Below are 13,250 nucleotides of genomic sequence, written 5' to 3'. Positions count from 1 at the left end.
CCCGAGACCTTCGCCCGGCTCGCGAGCCACTTCTTCACCACCTTCCCGCAGCTGGAGGGCGTGCGCTTCGCGAACAAGTGGGCGGGCGCGATCGACACGTGCAGCCGGTTCTGCGCGTTCTTCGGCTCGGCGCGCGGCGGCCGGGTCGCCTACGCCACCGGCTACACCGGCCTCGGCGTCGCCGCGACGCACTTCGGCGCGCAGGTCATGCTCGACCTGCTCGCCGGCCGCAGCACCGAGCGCACCGAGCTCGCGATGGTCAAGAGCCGCCCGCTGCCCTTCCCGCCCGAGCCCGCCGCCTCGCTCGGCATCAACCTGACCCGCCTCTCGCTCGACCGCGCCGACCACAACGACGGCAAACGCAACCTGTTCCTGAAGACCCTGGATGCGGTGGGGCTCGGCTTCGACAGCTGAGCACCTCGCCCGCCGCCTCCGTCCGATCACGAGGAGAACATCGACGATGACGCCCACCCCACCGGCATCCGACGGCTCCGTGCAGCTGCGCGGAGTCACCAAGCTGTTCGGATCGCAGATCGCGGTCGACCACATCGATCTGGAGGTGCGCAGCGGCGAGTTCATCTCCCTGCTCGGGCCCTCCGGCTGCGGCAAGACCACGCTGCTGCGCATGATCGCCGGGTTCGAGCATCCCGACGAGGGCGACATCGCGGTCGGCGGGACGAGCGTCGTCGACACGCCGCCGCACAAGCGGCCGGTCAACACGGTCTTCCAGTCCTACGCGCTCTTCCCGCACATGACGGTCGCCGAGAACGTCGCGTACGGGCTCCGCCAGAAGCGGGTGCCCCGCGCGGAGATCGCCGAGCGGGTGCGGGACGCGCTGGACCTCTCCCGGATGGGCTCCTTCGCCGACCGGAGCCCGCAGAAGCTCTCGGGAGGCCAGCAGCAGCGCGTCGCGCTCGCCCGGGCCCTCGTCAACCGGCCGCGCGTGCTCCTCCTGGACGAGCCGATGTCCGCACTCGACCGCAAGCTGCGCGAGGAGATGCAGATCGAGCTGAAGCTGCTGCAGCGGCAGCTCGGCATCACCTTCGTCTTCGTCACCCACGACCAGCAGGAGGCGCTCTCGATGAGCGACCGCATCGTCGTGATGCAGGGCGGCGCGGTGCAGCAGATCGGCACGACGGAGGCCGTGTACCTGTCGCCGGCGAACGCGTTCGTCGCCGGCTTCATCGGCAAGCAGAACTTCATCGACGCGACGGTGCAGCCCGACGCCTCGCTGCTCGCGGCGGACGGCCGGGTGGGCACGGCGACCGGGTCCGACGCCCGCAGCGGCGAGCGCGTGCGGGTCGCGGTGCGGGCCGAAGCCGTCACCGTCGGCCGGGAGCGTCCCGCCGGGACGGGCGTGCAGGGCACGCTCGCCGGCATCTCGTTCCTGGGCGACGTGATCCAGTACGTCGTGGTGACCGCCGCGGGGGTCGAGCTGCTCTCGCGCCGGCCACCGAGCCAGGTCGAGCAGCTGAGCACCGGCGACACCGTCTGGTGCGGCTGGGACGACGGCGACCTCCACGTGTTCGCGGCCGACGCCGAGCCCGACGCCGACGCCGAGGCCGCCTGAGATGCGGCGCACCTCCCGCACCGCCCGCCCGGGCGGTGCCGCCGACGTCGTCGCGCTGATCCCGCAGGCGGGGGCCGCCCGCATCACCCGGCGCGCGCTCCTGGGCGGCTTCGCCGTCACCGCGGCCGGGCTGGCCCTCACCGCGTGCACCAGGGAGACCGCGTTCGGCGCCTCCGTCGCACCCGACGGCAAGCTCGAGAGCCAGCTCAACGTGTACAGCTGGGGCGACTACGACGACCCGTCGAACATCACGTCCTTCCAGAAGAAGCACGGCGTCACGGTGCAGCTCGACAGCTACGGCTCCAACGAGGAGATGATCGCCAAGCTCGGCGCCACCCGCGGCACGAGCGGCTACGACATCGTCGTGCCCACCGGCAGCTACATCCCGATGATGTCGGCCAACGGGCTCCTCCAGAAGCTCGACCACTCCCGGCTGCGCAACCTGGGCAACATCGACCCGCACTACCTGGACCAGTCGTGGGACCGCGGCAACGTCTACTCGGTCTGCAAGGACTGGGGCACCACCGGGTTCGCGTACAACACCGACGTGATCCACCGGCCGATGACCTCCTGGTCCGACTTCCTCGACGCCGCCCAGAAGGAGGCGAGCAAGAACGTCGCCGTGCTGGAGGACCCGTGGGAGGTCGCGAGCATGTACTTCGCCTCCCACGGCATCGACCCCAACACGACCGAGAAGGCCGACCTCGACGCCGCAGAGGACTTCCTGGTGAACACGCTCGCCCCGCACATCAAGGCGTTCAACTCGACGGCGGTCACCAGCGGCATCCCGGAGGGCACCTTCGCCCTCGTCCAGGCGTTCAACGGGGACGCCCGCCAGGGCATGCTCGCGACGGACACGATCCCGAAGAACTGGAAGTTCGTCTATCCCACGCCCACGGCGAACCTGTGGATGGACACCTGGGCCATCGCGACCGGTGCGCAGCACCCCGACGCGGCCTACGCGTTCATCGACGCGATCCTCGAGCCGGACGCGTCGTACCGGGAGGTCGACTACATCGGGTACTCGACCGGGGTGAAGGGGCTGCGCGAGCGGGCGCAGAGCGAGGACTTCGCACTCCCGGAGCTCGTGTTCCCCTCCGACGACGTGATCGCCCGGCTGACGCCGGCCCAGCTGAACGGCGCGGCCGAACGGCTCGTGTCGATCGTGAACCGCATGATGGCGAAGGCAGGTTCCTGATGACCGCGACAGCGACCGCATCCCGCGCCGGCGAGCGCGACACCACGGGCTCCGGCGCGGCGCCCGGCCCGCAGCGCCGCCGCCCGCGCACGCGGATCTCGGGCACCACGATCGCCGGGTTCCCGACCTGGGCGTTCGTGCTGTTCTTCTTCGTCGTCCCGCTGGCGCTCGTGCTCTGGTACAGCTTCGGGTACAAGCCCGATCTGTTCTCCGCGCACGCCAACGACAAGCTCTCGTTCGACCGGTACGGGGAGGCGCTCGACGCGACCTTCCTCGGCACGTTCGTCAACACGCTCCGGATCGGGCTGATCGGCACCGCGATCTGCCTCGTGATCGGGGTGCCGTTCGCGTACTGGCTGGCGGTGAAGCTGCGCCCGCAGTACCGCGCCCTGGCGCTCGCCCTGGTGCTGGTGCCGTTCTGGACGAACTTCCTGGTCAGGACGCTGGGCTGGCAGATCGTGCTGTCCCCGCAGGGGTTCCTCTCGGACGCCCTGCAGAGCCTCGGCATCATCCACGGCGACCTGAACGTGCTCTACACGCAGGCGGCCGTGCAGCTCGGCGTGGTCTACAACTACCTCCCGCTGATGATCCTGCCGCTGTACGTCGCGATGGACCGCGCCGGGCAGCCGTTGCGCGAGGCGAGCGCCGACCTCGGCGCGAACCGGGTGCGGACGTTCCTCCAGGTGACGCTGCCGCTCGCGGCGCCGGGGATCGCGTCCGGATGCCTGCTGGTGTTCATCCCGCTGATGGGCGACTACGTCACGGCGTCGGTGCTCGGCGGCGCGCAGGGCAACATGGTCGGCCAGCTGGTCGCCAGCCAGTTCAACACCGCGCAGAACTGGGCGCTCGGCTCGGCGATGGCAGTGCTGCTCATGCTCTTCATCGCGGCGGCGGTCGTCATCGTCGGCGGCGTCGCCCTCATCATCCGGTTCCTCGTCCGGCGGTCGCGCCGGGTCGATCTCGTGAAGGGAGCGGGCGCATGACCACGCAGACCGCAACTGAGGCCATGCTCGCCGTCCGCAGCGACACCGGTCACAACGCGCGACGCCGCACGGTGCGCCGCCGGCGGCGCCCCGACGGCGTGCGCATCGGGCTCACCGTCTGGGGCGTGCTGGTGTTCGCCTTCCTGTTCCTGCCGATCCTCGTGATGCTGGTGTACTCGTTCAACACCGGCCGCCTCCTGGCGACCTGGCAGGGCTTCGGCTTCGACGCCTACGCGGCGGCCTGGGCCAGCCCCGTCATCCGCTCCTCCGTCATCACCTCGCTGGAGGCCGCGGTCGGCGCGGCGGTGCTCTCCACCGTCCTGGGCACGCTCGGCGGCCTGGCCCTCGCGCGGTCGAAGGCGAAGACCTCCTGGGTGCTGTGGGCGACGCTCCTGCTGTCGATCACGCTGTTCACGCCCGAGATCGTCGACGCCGTGTCGATGCTGCCGTGGTTCGTGAGCCTCGGCACCGACTTCGGCATCGGCATCTTCAGCAACGGCATGGTGCGCCTCGTCGTCGCCCACGCCGTGCTGTCCGTCGCGGTGGTCACCTTCATCGTCCGCGCCCGGATGCAGGGCATGGACGAAGCGCTGGAGGAGGCGGCCGCCGACCTCTACGCGCCCCCGCTGAAGCGCTTCTGGCAGATCACGCTCCCGGTCGCGAGCCCCGCGATCTGGGCCGGTGCCCTCATGTCGTTCACGCTCAGCCTCGACAACACCATCGTGTCGAGCTTCGTGCAGGTGCCGGGATCCACCCCCTGGCCGGTGTACATCTTCAGCTCGCTGCGCGTCGGCCTGCGCCCGGAGATCGCCGCCGTCTCCGCGGTCATGTTCGTGCTGACCCTGTTCGCGCTCGCCGTCGTCGGCTTCGTGCTCCGCCGCAGCGGGGCGTCGACGGAGGAGATGGCGAAGACGTTGGCGAGCGCGTGAGCGACGGGAGCGCGGGGAACGCCGCGAACGCCGGAGACGCCGGGGACGCCGCCGCCGATCGTCTGGCCGCGACCGGGCGCGTGAGCGCCCTGGCTCTGCCGCTCGCTCAGGAGGACGTGCCGGACGCGCAGCGCGTGGCCGGCGCGCCCCGCACGGGGCTGATCGAGCTGGGCTCCTTCGGCGGCTCGGAGGTCGGCGTCTGGGAGATGACCCCCGGCACGATGAGCGATGTGGAGTCCGACGAGCTCTTCGTGGTGATCGCGGGCCGCGCGAGGGTCGAGTTCGTCGCGACCGGCGACGTGATCGACATCGGGCCCGGCGACGTGGTCCGTCTCACCGCGGGCGACGAGACCTTCTGGACCGTGACCGAGACGCTCCGCAAGGTCTGGCTGGCCTGAGGCGACCGCTCAGCCCAGCTCGCAGCCCAGCGCCAGCTCGGCGTACGAGAGCACGTTCCGCCTGCTCTGCGCCCGGTCGAGCTCGACTCCGATCAGCGGGTAGAGGTCGTAGGCGTCCTCCAGGGCGACGATGTTGCGGGCGATCGTCGCCCCGTCCGACGCGAGCCGGAAGACGCCCAGTCCCGCACCGATCTCGATCGTCGTGCGGTACAGCATCACCTGGCGCTCCACGATCGACCGGTGCAGCGGCTTGAGCTGGGGCTGCTCGCGCAGCAGCGGGATGCTCTCGTACACGATGCGCAGGTCGTCGCTGATGTCGTCGGGCACGCCCGCCTCGACCAGGGCGACGATGCGCTGCCGCGGGTCCTCCTGCCGCTCGGCGATGGTCCGGCGGCGCTCGTAGAACTCCTCGACCACGCCTTCGACCGCCGCGAACATCAGCTCGTCGAACGTCTTGAAGTAGTAGAGCACCGCGCCGGCGCTCACCTCGGCCTCCGCGGCGACGGCGCGGACGTTGGTCGCCGCGATGCCGCGCTCGCGCGCCACCTTGCGGGTGGCGGAGACGAGCTCCTCCCGTCGCCGGGCCTGGCGTGTGGTCGTCGTCACCGTTCTCCTGTCACCAGCCGCGAGGCCGGGTCCGTGTCCGTCACCGCTCCCGGGTCCCCGTCGTCCCCGGTCGCGATCGTCGTGAGCGCAGCGTAGCGCGCGGGGGCCCGCCGCCGCATGACGAGGCCGGCCACGATGCCGGCGATGAACAGGATCGGCGTCGGGAGGAGCAGGATCCAGTTCACCGCGCCCTCCATCCCGGTGACCACGTCGAAGTTGACCACGATGAGCAGCAGCCCGACGATGAGGCCCAGGCCGCCGAGGGCCGGGGCGATGAGCGCGCGGAACACGCTGTGCCCGCGCCGGTCGCGGGAGAAGAAGCCGACCACGGAGACGGCGGCGACCGCCTGCGCGAAGACCAGCCCGGCGACCCCGGTCGCGTACGTCCAGATCGCTAGCTGAAGGAACGGGTCGGCCCCCGTCGCGATGCACACCACGACGGCGATCAGGCAGATGACCGACAGCACCAGACTGGCGCGATAGGGCGAGCGGGTGACGGGATGCGTGCGCCCCAGCGCCCGCGGCAGCAGCCCCTCCCGGCCGAGCGAGAACAGGTAACGGGAGCACGCGTTGTGGAACGCCAGCAGGCACGCGAAGAAGCTGGTGACGATCAGCACGCGCATCGCGATCGTGGCCCACTCGCCGAGATAGCTCCCGGAGGCGTGGAACACCATGTCCTGGAAGTCGTCGCCGCGCGCCATCGCGAGCACGCCTTGCGCGCCGAACGCGACGGTGAGGATCCAGAACGTGAACGCGTAGAAGATCCCGAGGAACGCGACCGCGATGTAGGTGGCGGCCGGGACGGTCCGCTTCGGATCCTTCGCCTCCTCGGCGTAGATGGCCGTGCCCTCGAAGCCCAGGTACGCGCCGAAGCCGACCACGAACAGGCTCCCGGCGCCGGCGGCGAAGAAGACGTTGGACGGGTCGAAGGAGGCGAACGAGATCGGCTCGGGGCCGCCCTGGATGAGCACCGCGACCGCCAGGACGAGCAGGATGGCGACCTCGAGGGTCAGCAGCACGCCCAGCACCTTCGCGCCGACGTCGATGTGGCGGTAGCCGAGCAGGCCGACGATGACGAGCGCCACGAGCGAGTACACGCCCCACGGCAGGTCGATGCCGAACAGGTCGGCGAAGGTGGAGTGCCCGAAGAAGCCGATGAAGCCGTAGAAGCACACGCAGAGGAACCCGTAGGCGAAGACGGTGACGAAGGCGACGCCGATACCGGCCGGCTTGCCGAGCCCGCGCGACGCGTAGATGTAGAACGCTCCGGTGTTGCGGACGTGCTTCGACATGGCGGTGAAGCCGACGGAGAACAGGATGAGGATGAGCCCGCAGGTCAGCATCGCGCCGGGCGCGCCGATGCCGCCCATCCGGAGCGTGGTCGGCCCCGCGCTCACCACGACGGTGAGCGGCGCGGCGGCCGAGATGACGAAGAAGACGATGCCCCAGACGCCGAGGCGGCCGGAGGCGAGCGCACCGCCGCCCCCGGCCTCCCCCGCCGTCGGATCCGCGTTCTGCTGGTGCTGCGTCATGGTGCTCCTCTGGTCGATGCCTCGTTGCTCGATGGGATGCTGCATTGAACACGGATTAAACGCAGACCGCCGCGCCACTGTCAAGCGATCAGGCGAATCCGACCCAAATACTTGAACAGGCGTTCAGTTCTGTGTGTATGCTGCCGCCATGACGCAACCGACCGCAGTCCCCCGCGCTCGCGACCTGGGGATCCCCTTCGACGGCACACCCGGCGCGGCGAACGCGATCACCGACGTGCCCGGTGTCGAGGTCGGCTACGTGACGCTCTCCGCGGGCGAGGTGCAGACCGGGGTCACGGCGATCCTCCCCCGCGGGCGGAGCGGTGTCGGCACCGCCTGCGCCGCCGCGACGTACTCGCTCAACGGCAACGGCGAGCTCACCGGGCGCAGCTGGATCGACGAGTCCGGCTCCCTCGCCCTCCCGGTGCTGATCACGAACTCGCACGCCATCGGCACCGTGCACCGCGGCACGATCGACTGGGTCGCCGACGCCCACCCGGCCGTCGCCGCCCAGTGGATGCTCCCGGTCGTCGGCGAGACCTGGGACGGCTACCTCAACGACATCAACGGCGCGCACGTGCTCCCCCGCCACGCGGCCGAGGCGATCCGGGAGGCGCACGCCGGCCCGATCGCCGAGGGGTCCGTCGGCGGCGGCACCGGGATGAACTGCTACGGGTTCAAGGGCGGCTCCGGCAGCGCCTCGCGGGTGGTCGGCCACGGCTCGGGCCGCTACACCGTCGGCGTCTTCCTGCAGGCCAACTTCGGCAAGCGCTCCGAGCTGCGCCTCGCGGGCGTGCCGCTGGGCCGGCGCTCAGCCGCCCCGAACCCGATGGAGGAGACCGACTGGTTCACGCGCGACGGCACACCGCAGCCCGCCGTCGCGGGAGCGGGGTCCGTCATCGCGGTGGTCGCGACCGACGCGCCGCTGCTGCCGAGCCACCTGTCGGCGATCGCCCGCCGAGTCCCCCTGGGGCTCGCGCGCACCGGCACCACCGGCAGCCACTTCTCCGGCGACATCTTCCTCGCCTTCTCCACCGCCAACGCGGGCGCCTTCGCGTCGCGCATGCCCGCGGGGCCGGCGACCGACGCCGACCTCGACACGGTCACCGCGCTGCCCTGGGGCCACCTCGACCCGTTCTTCGAGGCGACGGTGGAGGCCGTCGAGGAGGCCGTGGCCAACGCGCTCGTCGCGGCACGGGATGCGGTGGGGCGCGCCGGTCACGCCAGCTACGCCCTCCCGCACGCCGAGATCCGCGCGGCGTTCGGGGCGCGCTGACCGCGCGGCGACGGGTGGGCGACCGCTGACGACCGCTCAGCCGCGGGCGCTGCGGGCGAGCAGTGCCGCGTGCAGGGCGCTCAGCGTCTCGCCGTCGTCGAGATCCATCCCGAGCAGCTCCTCGATGAGGGCGATGCGCTGGTAGAAGACCGAGCGGGAGAGATGGCTCGCGGCTGCCGCCTTGGTGCGGTTGCCGGGGTGGGACGCGTAGGCGCGCAGCACCTCCAGCAGGTCGCCGCCGTTCGCGAGGTCGTAGTCGATCAGGGGCCGCAGCATCAGCTCGCTGTGCTCCTGCATCCGCGGGTCGGCGCCCAACGTGGTCACGAGGCGCAGCAGCGGCCGGTGCTCGGCGCGCAGGACGGTGACGCCCTGCGAGCGGCGGGGATCGGCGCGGGCGAGGAGCTGCCCCGCCTCCGCGACGGAGGCGAGGAGACCCGGGATCCCCGGCGCTTCCGACCCGAGGGCGACGGTGACCGCTCCCCCGGCCCCCGGTGCCGCTGCGGCCGCGCGGGCGACCGCGCCGCCGATGGCGACGAGGGCCGCATCCGTGACCGACCGCTCCGGCCGCGAGGAGATCGCGAGCACGAGCATCCCGGACGCCCGGTCGGGATGCTGCGACACGAGCGCGTCGAGCCCCTGCGCCCGCGCCTCGGCGCTCGCACCGGCGACGAGCGCCGCGACGTCCGACGCCTGGCCGGCGGGAGCGTGCAGCCCGATCGCGACGCCGCTCAGGACCCGGCCGGCGACCGGCAGGCCGGACGCCTCGAAGCGGGCGACGAGGCCGCTCTCGGTGGCGAACCGACGACCCAGCAGCGCCCCCAGCAACCGGTCGTGGCTCTGCCGCGTCCACTCGTCCGCATCCCGGTCGGCGAGGCGGCTGAGGGCGAGGGCGACGGCGGCCTGCTCGAGCACGTTCGACCGGCCCGCGGGATGCGCGCGGCCGGGCAGGGCGACGAGGTGGCCCCACCGCATCCCGCGCGCCTCGATCGGCGTGATCAGCCAGCGCTCGCCACCGGTCCCCCGGTGCTCCTGCCGCGAGCGCTGCTCCCAGTCGCGCAGCGCCTGCTCGTCGCCGTCGATGCCCGAGGCGGCGATCACGCGGTGGTTGAGGTCTTCGAGGACCACCGGGGCGTCGAGCGCGCGGGCCGCCTGGGCGACGATGAAGTCGGCGGGGCTGCCGCGCAGGCTCAGCTCGGTGAAGAGCGCGTGGATCTCGTCGCGGGCGCGCAGCGCGCCCATCTGGTCCGCGATGATGCGCGAGTGGACGGCCTCGGTGATCGCGATGAAGCGCACCTCCCGGTGCAGCACCACGAACGGCAGGCCCGCGGCGCGGAAACCGGTGACCAGCGCGGCGGGGGCGGCGGGCATCCGCTCGCTGAGCTCGAGCACCAGCCCGGCGATCCCGCCGCCGGCGAGCTGCTCGGCGAGACCGCGGAGCCCCGCGTCGTCGGTCGGCCAGCCGGCGCCGGTCGAGAGGAGGAGCTCGCCGCCGCTGAGCAGGCGGGCGCTGGAGGCGGTCTCGGAGACGTGCACCCAGCGCACGGGGCGGTCGAGCGCGTCGTCGCCGGAGAGCACCTCCGGCAGCGCCGCCGCGACCTCGTCGAACCGCAGCACCTCTCGGATGCTGGGCAGCACGACGGGCGACACCGACTCCGGACGATCTGTATCAACTGCGATCAAGCCCCGACGATCTGGCATCACTCGGTCGCCTCGCTCTCTGTAACCATTGGGAGGTAAGCCTATTGTTCCATCCGGGCAGTTCGTCCGGAACCACGCAAGGAGAATGCCCGTGGCCCTCATCCGCCATCTGATCGACGGGACCGAGACCGGCGAGCCCGCCCGCACCGGAGCCGTGTACGACCCCGCGACGGGCGAGCGCCAGCACGAGGTCGTGCTCGGCAGCACGGCCGACGTCGAGCAGGCCATCGCCGCCGCGCGCGCCGCCCTCCCCGCCTGGCGCGCCACGAGCCTCACCAAGCGCGCCGACGTGCTGTTCCGGCTGCGCCACCTGCTCACCGAGCGCCGCGACGACCTCGCCGCGATCGTCACGAGCGAGCACGGCAAGGTGCTCTCGGACGCCGCCGGCGAGATCGGCCGCGGCCTCGAGAACGTGGAGTTCGCCTCCGGCCTCATCAACCAGCTCAAGGGCGAGTACAGCGAGCAGGTCTCCACCGGCATCGACGTGCACAGCGTCAAGCAGCCCGTCGGCGTCGTCGGCTGCATCACCCCGTTCAACTTCCCGGTGATGGTCCCGCTCTGGATGGTCGCGAGCGCGATCGCCTGCGGCAACACCGTCGTGCTCAAGCCCAGCGAGAAGGACCCGAGCGCCTCCGTCTTCCTGGCCAAGCTCTTCCTCGAGGCCGGACTGCCCGCCGGGGTGCTCAACGTCGTGCACGGCGACAAGGAGGCGGTCGACGCCCTCCTCGACAGCCCCGACGTCGCCGCGATCAGCTTCGTGGGCTCGACGCCGATCGCCCGCTCGATCTACCAACGCGCGAGCGCCAACGGCAAGCGCGTCCAGGCGCTCGGCGGGGCGAAGAACCACATGGTCGTCCTCGAGGACGCCGACATCGAGGCCGCGGCCGACGCCGCCGTCTCGGCCGCCTACGGCTCCGCCGGCGAGCGCTGCATGGCCGTCAGCGTGCTGGTGGCCGTCGGCGACGTGGGCGACCGCCTCGTGCCGGCGATCGAGCGCCGCCTCGGCGCCCTCGCCATCGGCCCTGGCACCGACCCCGCCAGCGAGATGGGGCCGCTCATCACCCGCGAGCACCGCGACAAGGTCGCCTCGTACGTCGCCGGAGCGACGGCCGAGGGCGCGACGGTCGTCGTCGACGGCACCGCCCGGCAGTTCGAGGGCGACGGCTTCTTCGTCGGCGTCAGCCTGATCGACGACGTGAAGCCCGGCACGAAGGTGTACGACGACGAGATCTTCGGCCCGGTGCTGTCCGTCGTCCGCGTGGACACGTTCGAGGAGGCCGTCGCCCTCGTCAACGCCAACCAGTACGGCAACGGCGTCGCCCTCTTCACCCGCGACGGCGGGGCCGCCCGCCAGTTCGAGTTCGAGATCGAGGTCGGCATGGTCGGGATCAACGTCCCGATCCCGGTGCCGATCGGCGCGTTCTCGTTCGGCGGCTGGAAGAACTCGCTGTTCGGCGACTCCCACATCTACGGGCCCGAGTCGTTCCATTTCTACACGCGGAGCAAGGTCGTCACGACGCGGTGGCCCGACCCGCTGCACTCGAAGATCGAGCTCGCCTTCCCGGGCAACTCCTGAGCAGGACAGGACGGACATCCGCATGACCGACACCATCGAGACCCCTCTGACGACCGCGGACCGGGCCGGCTACACCGACCGGCGGGGCGTCGACCACTCCTTCGGCGACGTCGACGCCGAGACCCAGGTGCGCAGCGACGACCGCAGCCACGTGTTCCACTCCTGGAGCGCGCAGGCCCAGATCGACCCGCTGCCGATCGCCGCGGGCGCCGGCTCCACCTTCTGGGACTACCAGGGCAACGCCTATCTCGACTTCAGCTCCCAGCTGGTCAACCTCAACCTCGGGCACCAGCACCCGGACCTCGTCGCCGCCATCCAGCAGCAGGCCGGTCGCCTCGCGACCATCCAGCCCTCGATGGCGAACGACGTGCGCGGCGAACTGGCGCGCCGGATCGCCCGGGTCGCCCCCGGCACCCTCGACAAGGTGTTCTTCACCAACGGCGGCGCCGACGCGAACGAGTACGCGGTGCGGATGGCCCGCCGCGTGACGGGGCGCCGCAAGGTGCTCTCGATGTACCGCTCGTACCACGGCGGCACCTCGACGGCGATCTCGCTGACCGGCGACCCGCGACGCTGGCCGAACGAGCCGAGCGACCCCTCGGTCGCCCACTTCTTCGGCCCGTACCCGTACCGCTCCGCGTTCCACGCCGCCACGCCCGAGGAGGAGACGCAGCGCGCGCTCGAGCACCTCGAGAGCGTCATCGTGCTGGAGGGCGCCGCCACCGTCGCGGCGATCATCATCGAGACGGTCGTCGGCACCAACGGCGTGCTCGTGCCGCCTCCCGGCTACCTCCCCGGCGTGCGCGCCCTGTGCGACAAGTACGGCATCGTGTACATCGCCGACGAGGTCATGGTCGGCTTCGGCCGCCTCGGCGAGTGGTTCGCGGTGGACGCGTTCGACGTCGTGCCGGACCTCATCACCTTCGCGAAGGGCGTGAACTCGGGCTACGTGCCTCTCGGCGGCGTCGTCATCTCCGAGCCGATCGCGTCGTACTTCGACGACGTGTCGTTCGCCGGCGGGCTCACCTACTCGGGCCACCCGCTGGCCTGCGCCGCGGGCGTCGCGACGTTCGAGGTGTTCGAGCGCGACGGCATCCTGGAGCGGGTGCGCGACCTCGGCGAGCGCGTCGTCGAGCCGGAGATCACCTCCTGGCTCGACAAGCACCCGTCCCTCGGCGAGGTGCGCGGGCGCGGGCTGTTCTGGGCGCTGGAGCTCGTGCGCGACCGGGAGACGCGGGAGCCGCTGGTCCCGTTCAACGCCGCGGGCGCTGACGCGGCCCCGATGGGCGCCGTCGCGGCCGCGTGCAAGGCGGCCGGCGTGTGGCCGTTCACGCACTTCAACCGCGTGCACATCGCCCCGCCGCTGGTGATCGAGGAGGACGAGCTGCGCCGCGGCCTCGCCGCCATCGACGCCGCGCTCGACGTCGCGGACCGCTACACCGCCTCCTGACCCCCTCCGCATTCGGCCCAAATGTCGGGTATGC

The 13,250-nt window shown here is 71.7% G+C and carries 11 protein-coding genes and 1 pseudogene; 9 read left to right on the top strand and 3 right to left on the bottom strand.

From position 1 onward, the window contains the following. The 6 genes and pseudogenes from BGO91_RS22035 to BGO91_RS22010 form a co-directional block, all read left to right on the top strand. Positions 1 to 414 (top strand): annotated as a pseudogene (locus BGO91_RS22035) (FAD-dependent oxidoreductase); the annotation flags it as partial. 46 nt (positions 415 to 460) lie between these two features. After that, entirely contained in the window at positions 461 to 1,570 is a 1,110-nt protein-coding gene (locus BGO91_RS22030) for an ABC transporter ATP-binding protein (RefSeq protein ID WP_290474869.1), read from the top strand. A 1-nt stretch (position 1,571) separates the two neighbouring features. Further along, positions 1,572 to 2,768, top strand: coding sequence for a spermidine/putrescine ABC transporter substrate-binding protein (locus BGO91_RS22025; RefSeq protein WP_290474868.1), 1,197 nt, complete (start codon positions 1,572 to 1,574; stop codon positions 2,766 to 2,768). Further along, the gene (locus tag BGO91_RS22020) at positions 2,768 to 3,751 is read left to right on the top strand and encodes an ABC transporter permease (protein WP_290474867.1); all 984 of its coding nucleotides are present in this window, start codon (positions 2,768 to 2,770) and stop codon (positions 3,749 to 3,751) included. Before BGO91_RS22025 ends, BGO91_RS22020 begins: the two co-directional genes overlap by 1 nt. Further along, the gene (locus tag BGO91_RS22015) at positions 3,748 to 4,680 is read left to right on the top strand and encodes an ABC transporter permease (RefSeq protein ID WP_290474866.1); all 933 of its coding nucleotides are present in this window, start codon (positions 3,748 to 3,750) and stop codon (positions 4,678 to 4,680) included. The genes BGO91_RS22020 and BGO91_RS22015 overlap by 4 nt, the downstream gene beginning before the upstream one ends. Next, complete coding sequence (locus BGO91_RS22010) at positions 4,677 to 5,078, top strand: cupin domain-containing protein (RefSeq protein ID WP_290474865.1); 402 nt, start codon at positions 4,677 to 4,679, stop codon at positions 5,076 to 5,078. The genes BGO91_RS22015 and BGO91_RS22010 overlap by 4 nt, the downstream gene beginning before the upstream one ends. Before the next feature lie 9 nt (positions 5,079 to 5,087). Here the strand turns inward: BGO91_RS22010 and BGO91_RS22005 are convergent, their stop codons facing one another. Then, positions 5,088 to 5,684: a TetR family transcriptional regulator gene (locus tag BGO91_RS22005; protein ID WP_290474864.1), complete on the bottom strand. Its 597-nt coding sequence runs from the start codon at positions 5,682 to 5,684 to the stop codon at positions 5,088 to 5,090. Next, the gene (locus BGO91_RS22000; RefSeq protein ID WP_290474863.1) at positions 5,681 to 7,216 is read right to left on the bottom strand and encodes an APC family permease; all 1,536 of its coding nucleotides are present in this window, start codon (positions 7,214 to 7,216) and stop codon (positions 5,681 to 5,683) included. The genes BGO91_RS22005 and BGO91_RS22000 overlap by 4 nt, the downstream gene beginning before the upstream one ends. A gap of 148 nt (positions 7,217 to 7,364) precedes the next feature. On the opposite strand from BGO91_RS22000, the gene BGO91_RS21995 reads away from it, so the two are divergent. Next, positions 7,365 to 8,492: a P1 family peptidase gene (locus BGO91_RS21995; RefSeq protein WP_290474862.1), complete on the top strand. Its 1,128-nt coding sequence runs from the start codon at positions 7,365 to 7,367 to the stop codon at positions 8,490 to 8,492. Between the two features lie 36 nt (positions 8,493 to 8,528). Here BGO91_RS21995 and BGO91_RS21990 read toward each other — a convergent pair whose 3' ends face one another. After that, on the bottom strand, positions 8,529 to 10,172 hold the full coding sequence (locus BGO91_RS21990; RefSeq protein WP_290474861.1) for a PucR family transcriptional regulator: 1,644 nt from the start codon (positions 10,170 to 10,172) through the stop codon (positions 8,529 to 8,531). A gap of 109 nt (positions 10,173 to 10,281) precedes the next feature. Between BGO91_RS21990 and BGO91_RS21985 the strand changes: the two genes are divergently transcribed. Then, positions 10,282 to 11,766, top strand: coding sequence for a CoA-acylating methylmalonate-semialdehyde dehydrogenase (locus BGO91_RS21985; RefSeq protein WP_290474860.1), 1,485 nt, complete (start codon positions 10,282 to 10,284; stop codon positions 11,764 to 11,766). A gap of 22 nt (positions 11,767 to 11,788) precedes the next feature. Further along, positions 11,789 to 13,216, top strand: coding sequence for an aspartate aminotransferase family protein (locus BGO91_RS21980; RefSeq protein ID WP_290474859.1), 1,428 nt, complete (start codon positions 11,789 to 11,791; stop codon positions 13,214 to 13,216). Positions 13,217 to 13,250 lie beyond the last annotated feature (34 nt).

The organism is Leifsonia sp. 71-9 (assembly GCF_001898805.1).
GTDB lineage: Bacteria > Actinomycetota > Actinomycetes > Actinomycetales > Microbacteriaceae > Leifsonia.
Note: the sequence above shows the minus strand (reverse complement) of the source record. Positions and strands in the feature narration are given on the sequence as shown.

Coding starts and splice junctions, on each gene's coding strand:
- BGO91_RS22030 (WP_290474869.1), top strand. CDS start 461: ATGACGCCCACCCCACCGGCATCCGACGGCTCCGTGCAGCTGCGCGGA.
- BGO91_RS22025 (WP_290474868.1), top strand. CDS start 1,572: ATGCGGCGCACCTCCCGCACCGCCCGCCCGGGCGGTGCCGCCGACGTC.
- BGO91_RS22020 (WP_290474867.1), top strand. CDS start 2,768: ATGACCGCGACAGCGACCGCATCCCGCGCCGGCGAGCGCGACACCACG.
- BGO91_RS22015 (WP_290474866.1), top strand. CDS start 3,748: ATGACCACGCAGACCGCAACTGAGGCCATGCTCGCCGTCCGCAGCGAC.
- BGO91_RS22000 (WP_290474863.1), bottom strand. CDS start 7,216: ATGACGCAGCACCAGCAGAACGCGGATCCGACGGCGGGGGAGGCCGGG.
- BGO91_RS21995 (WP_290474862.1), top strand. CDS start 7,365: ATGACGCAACCGACCGCAGTCCCCCGCGCTCGCGACCTGGGGATCCCC.
- BGO91_RS21980 (WP_290474859.1), top strand. CDS start 11,789: ATGACCGACACCATCGAGACCCCTCTGACGACCGCGGACCGGGCCGGC.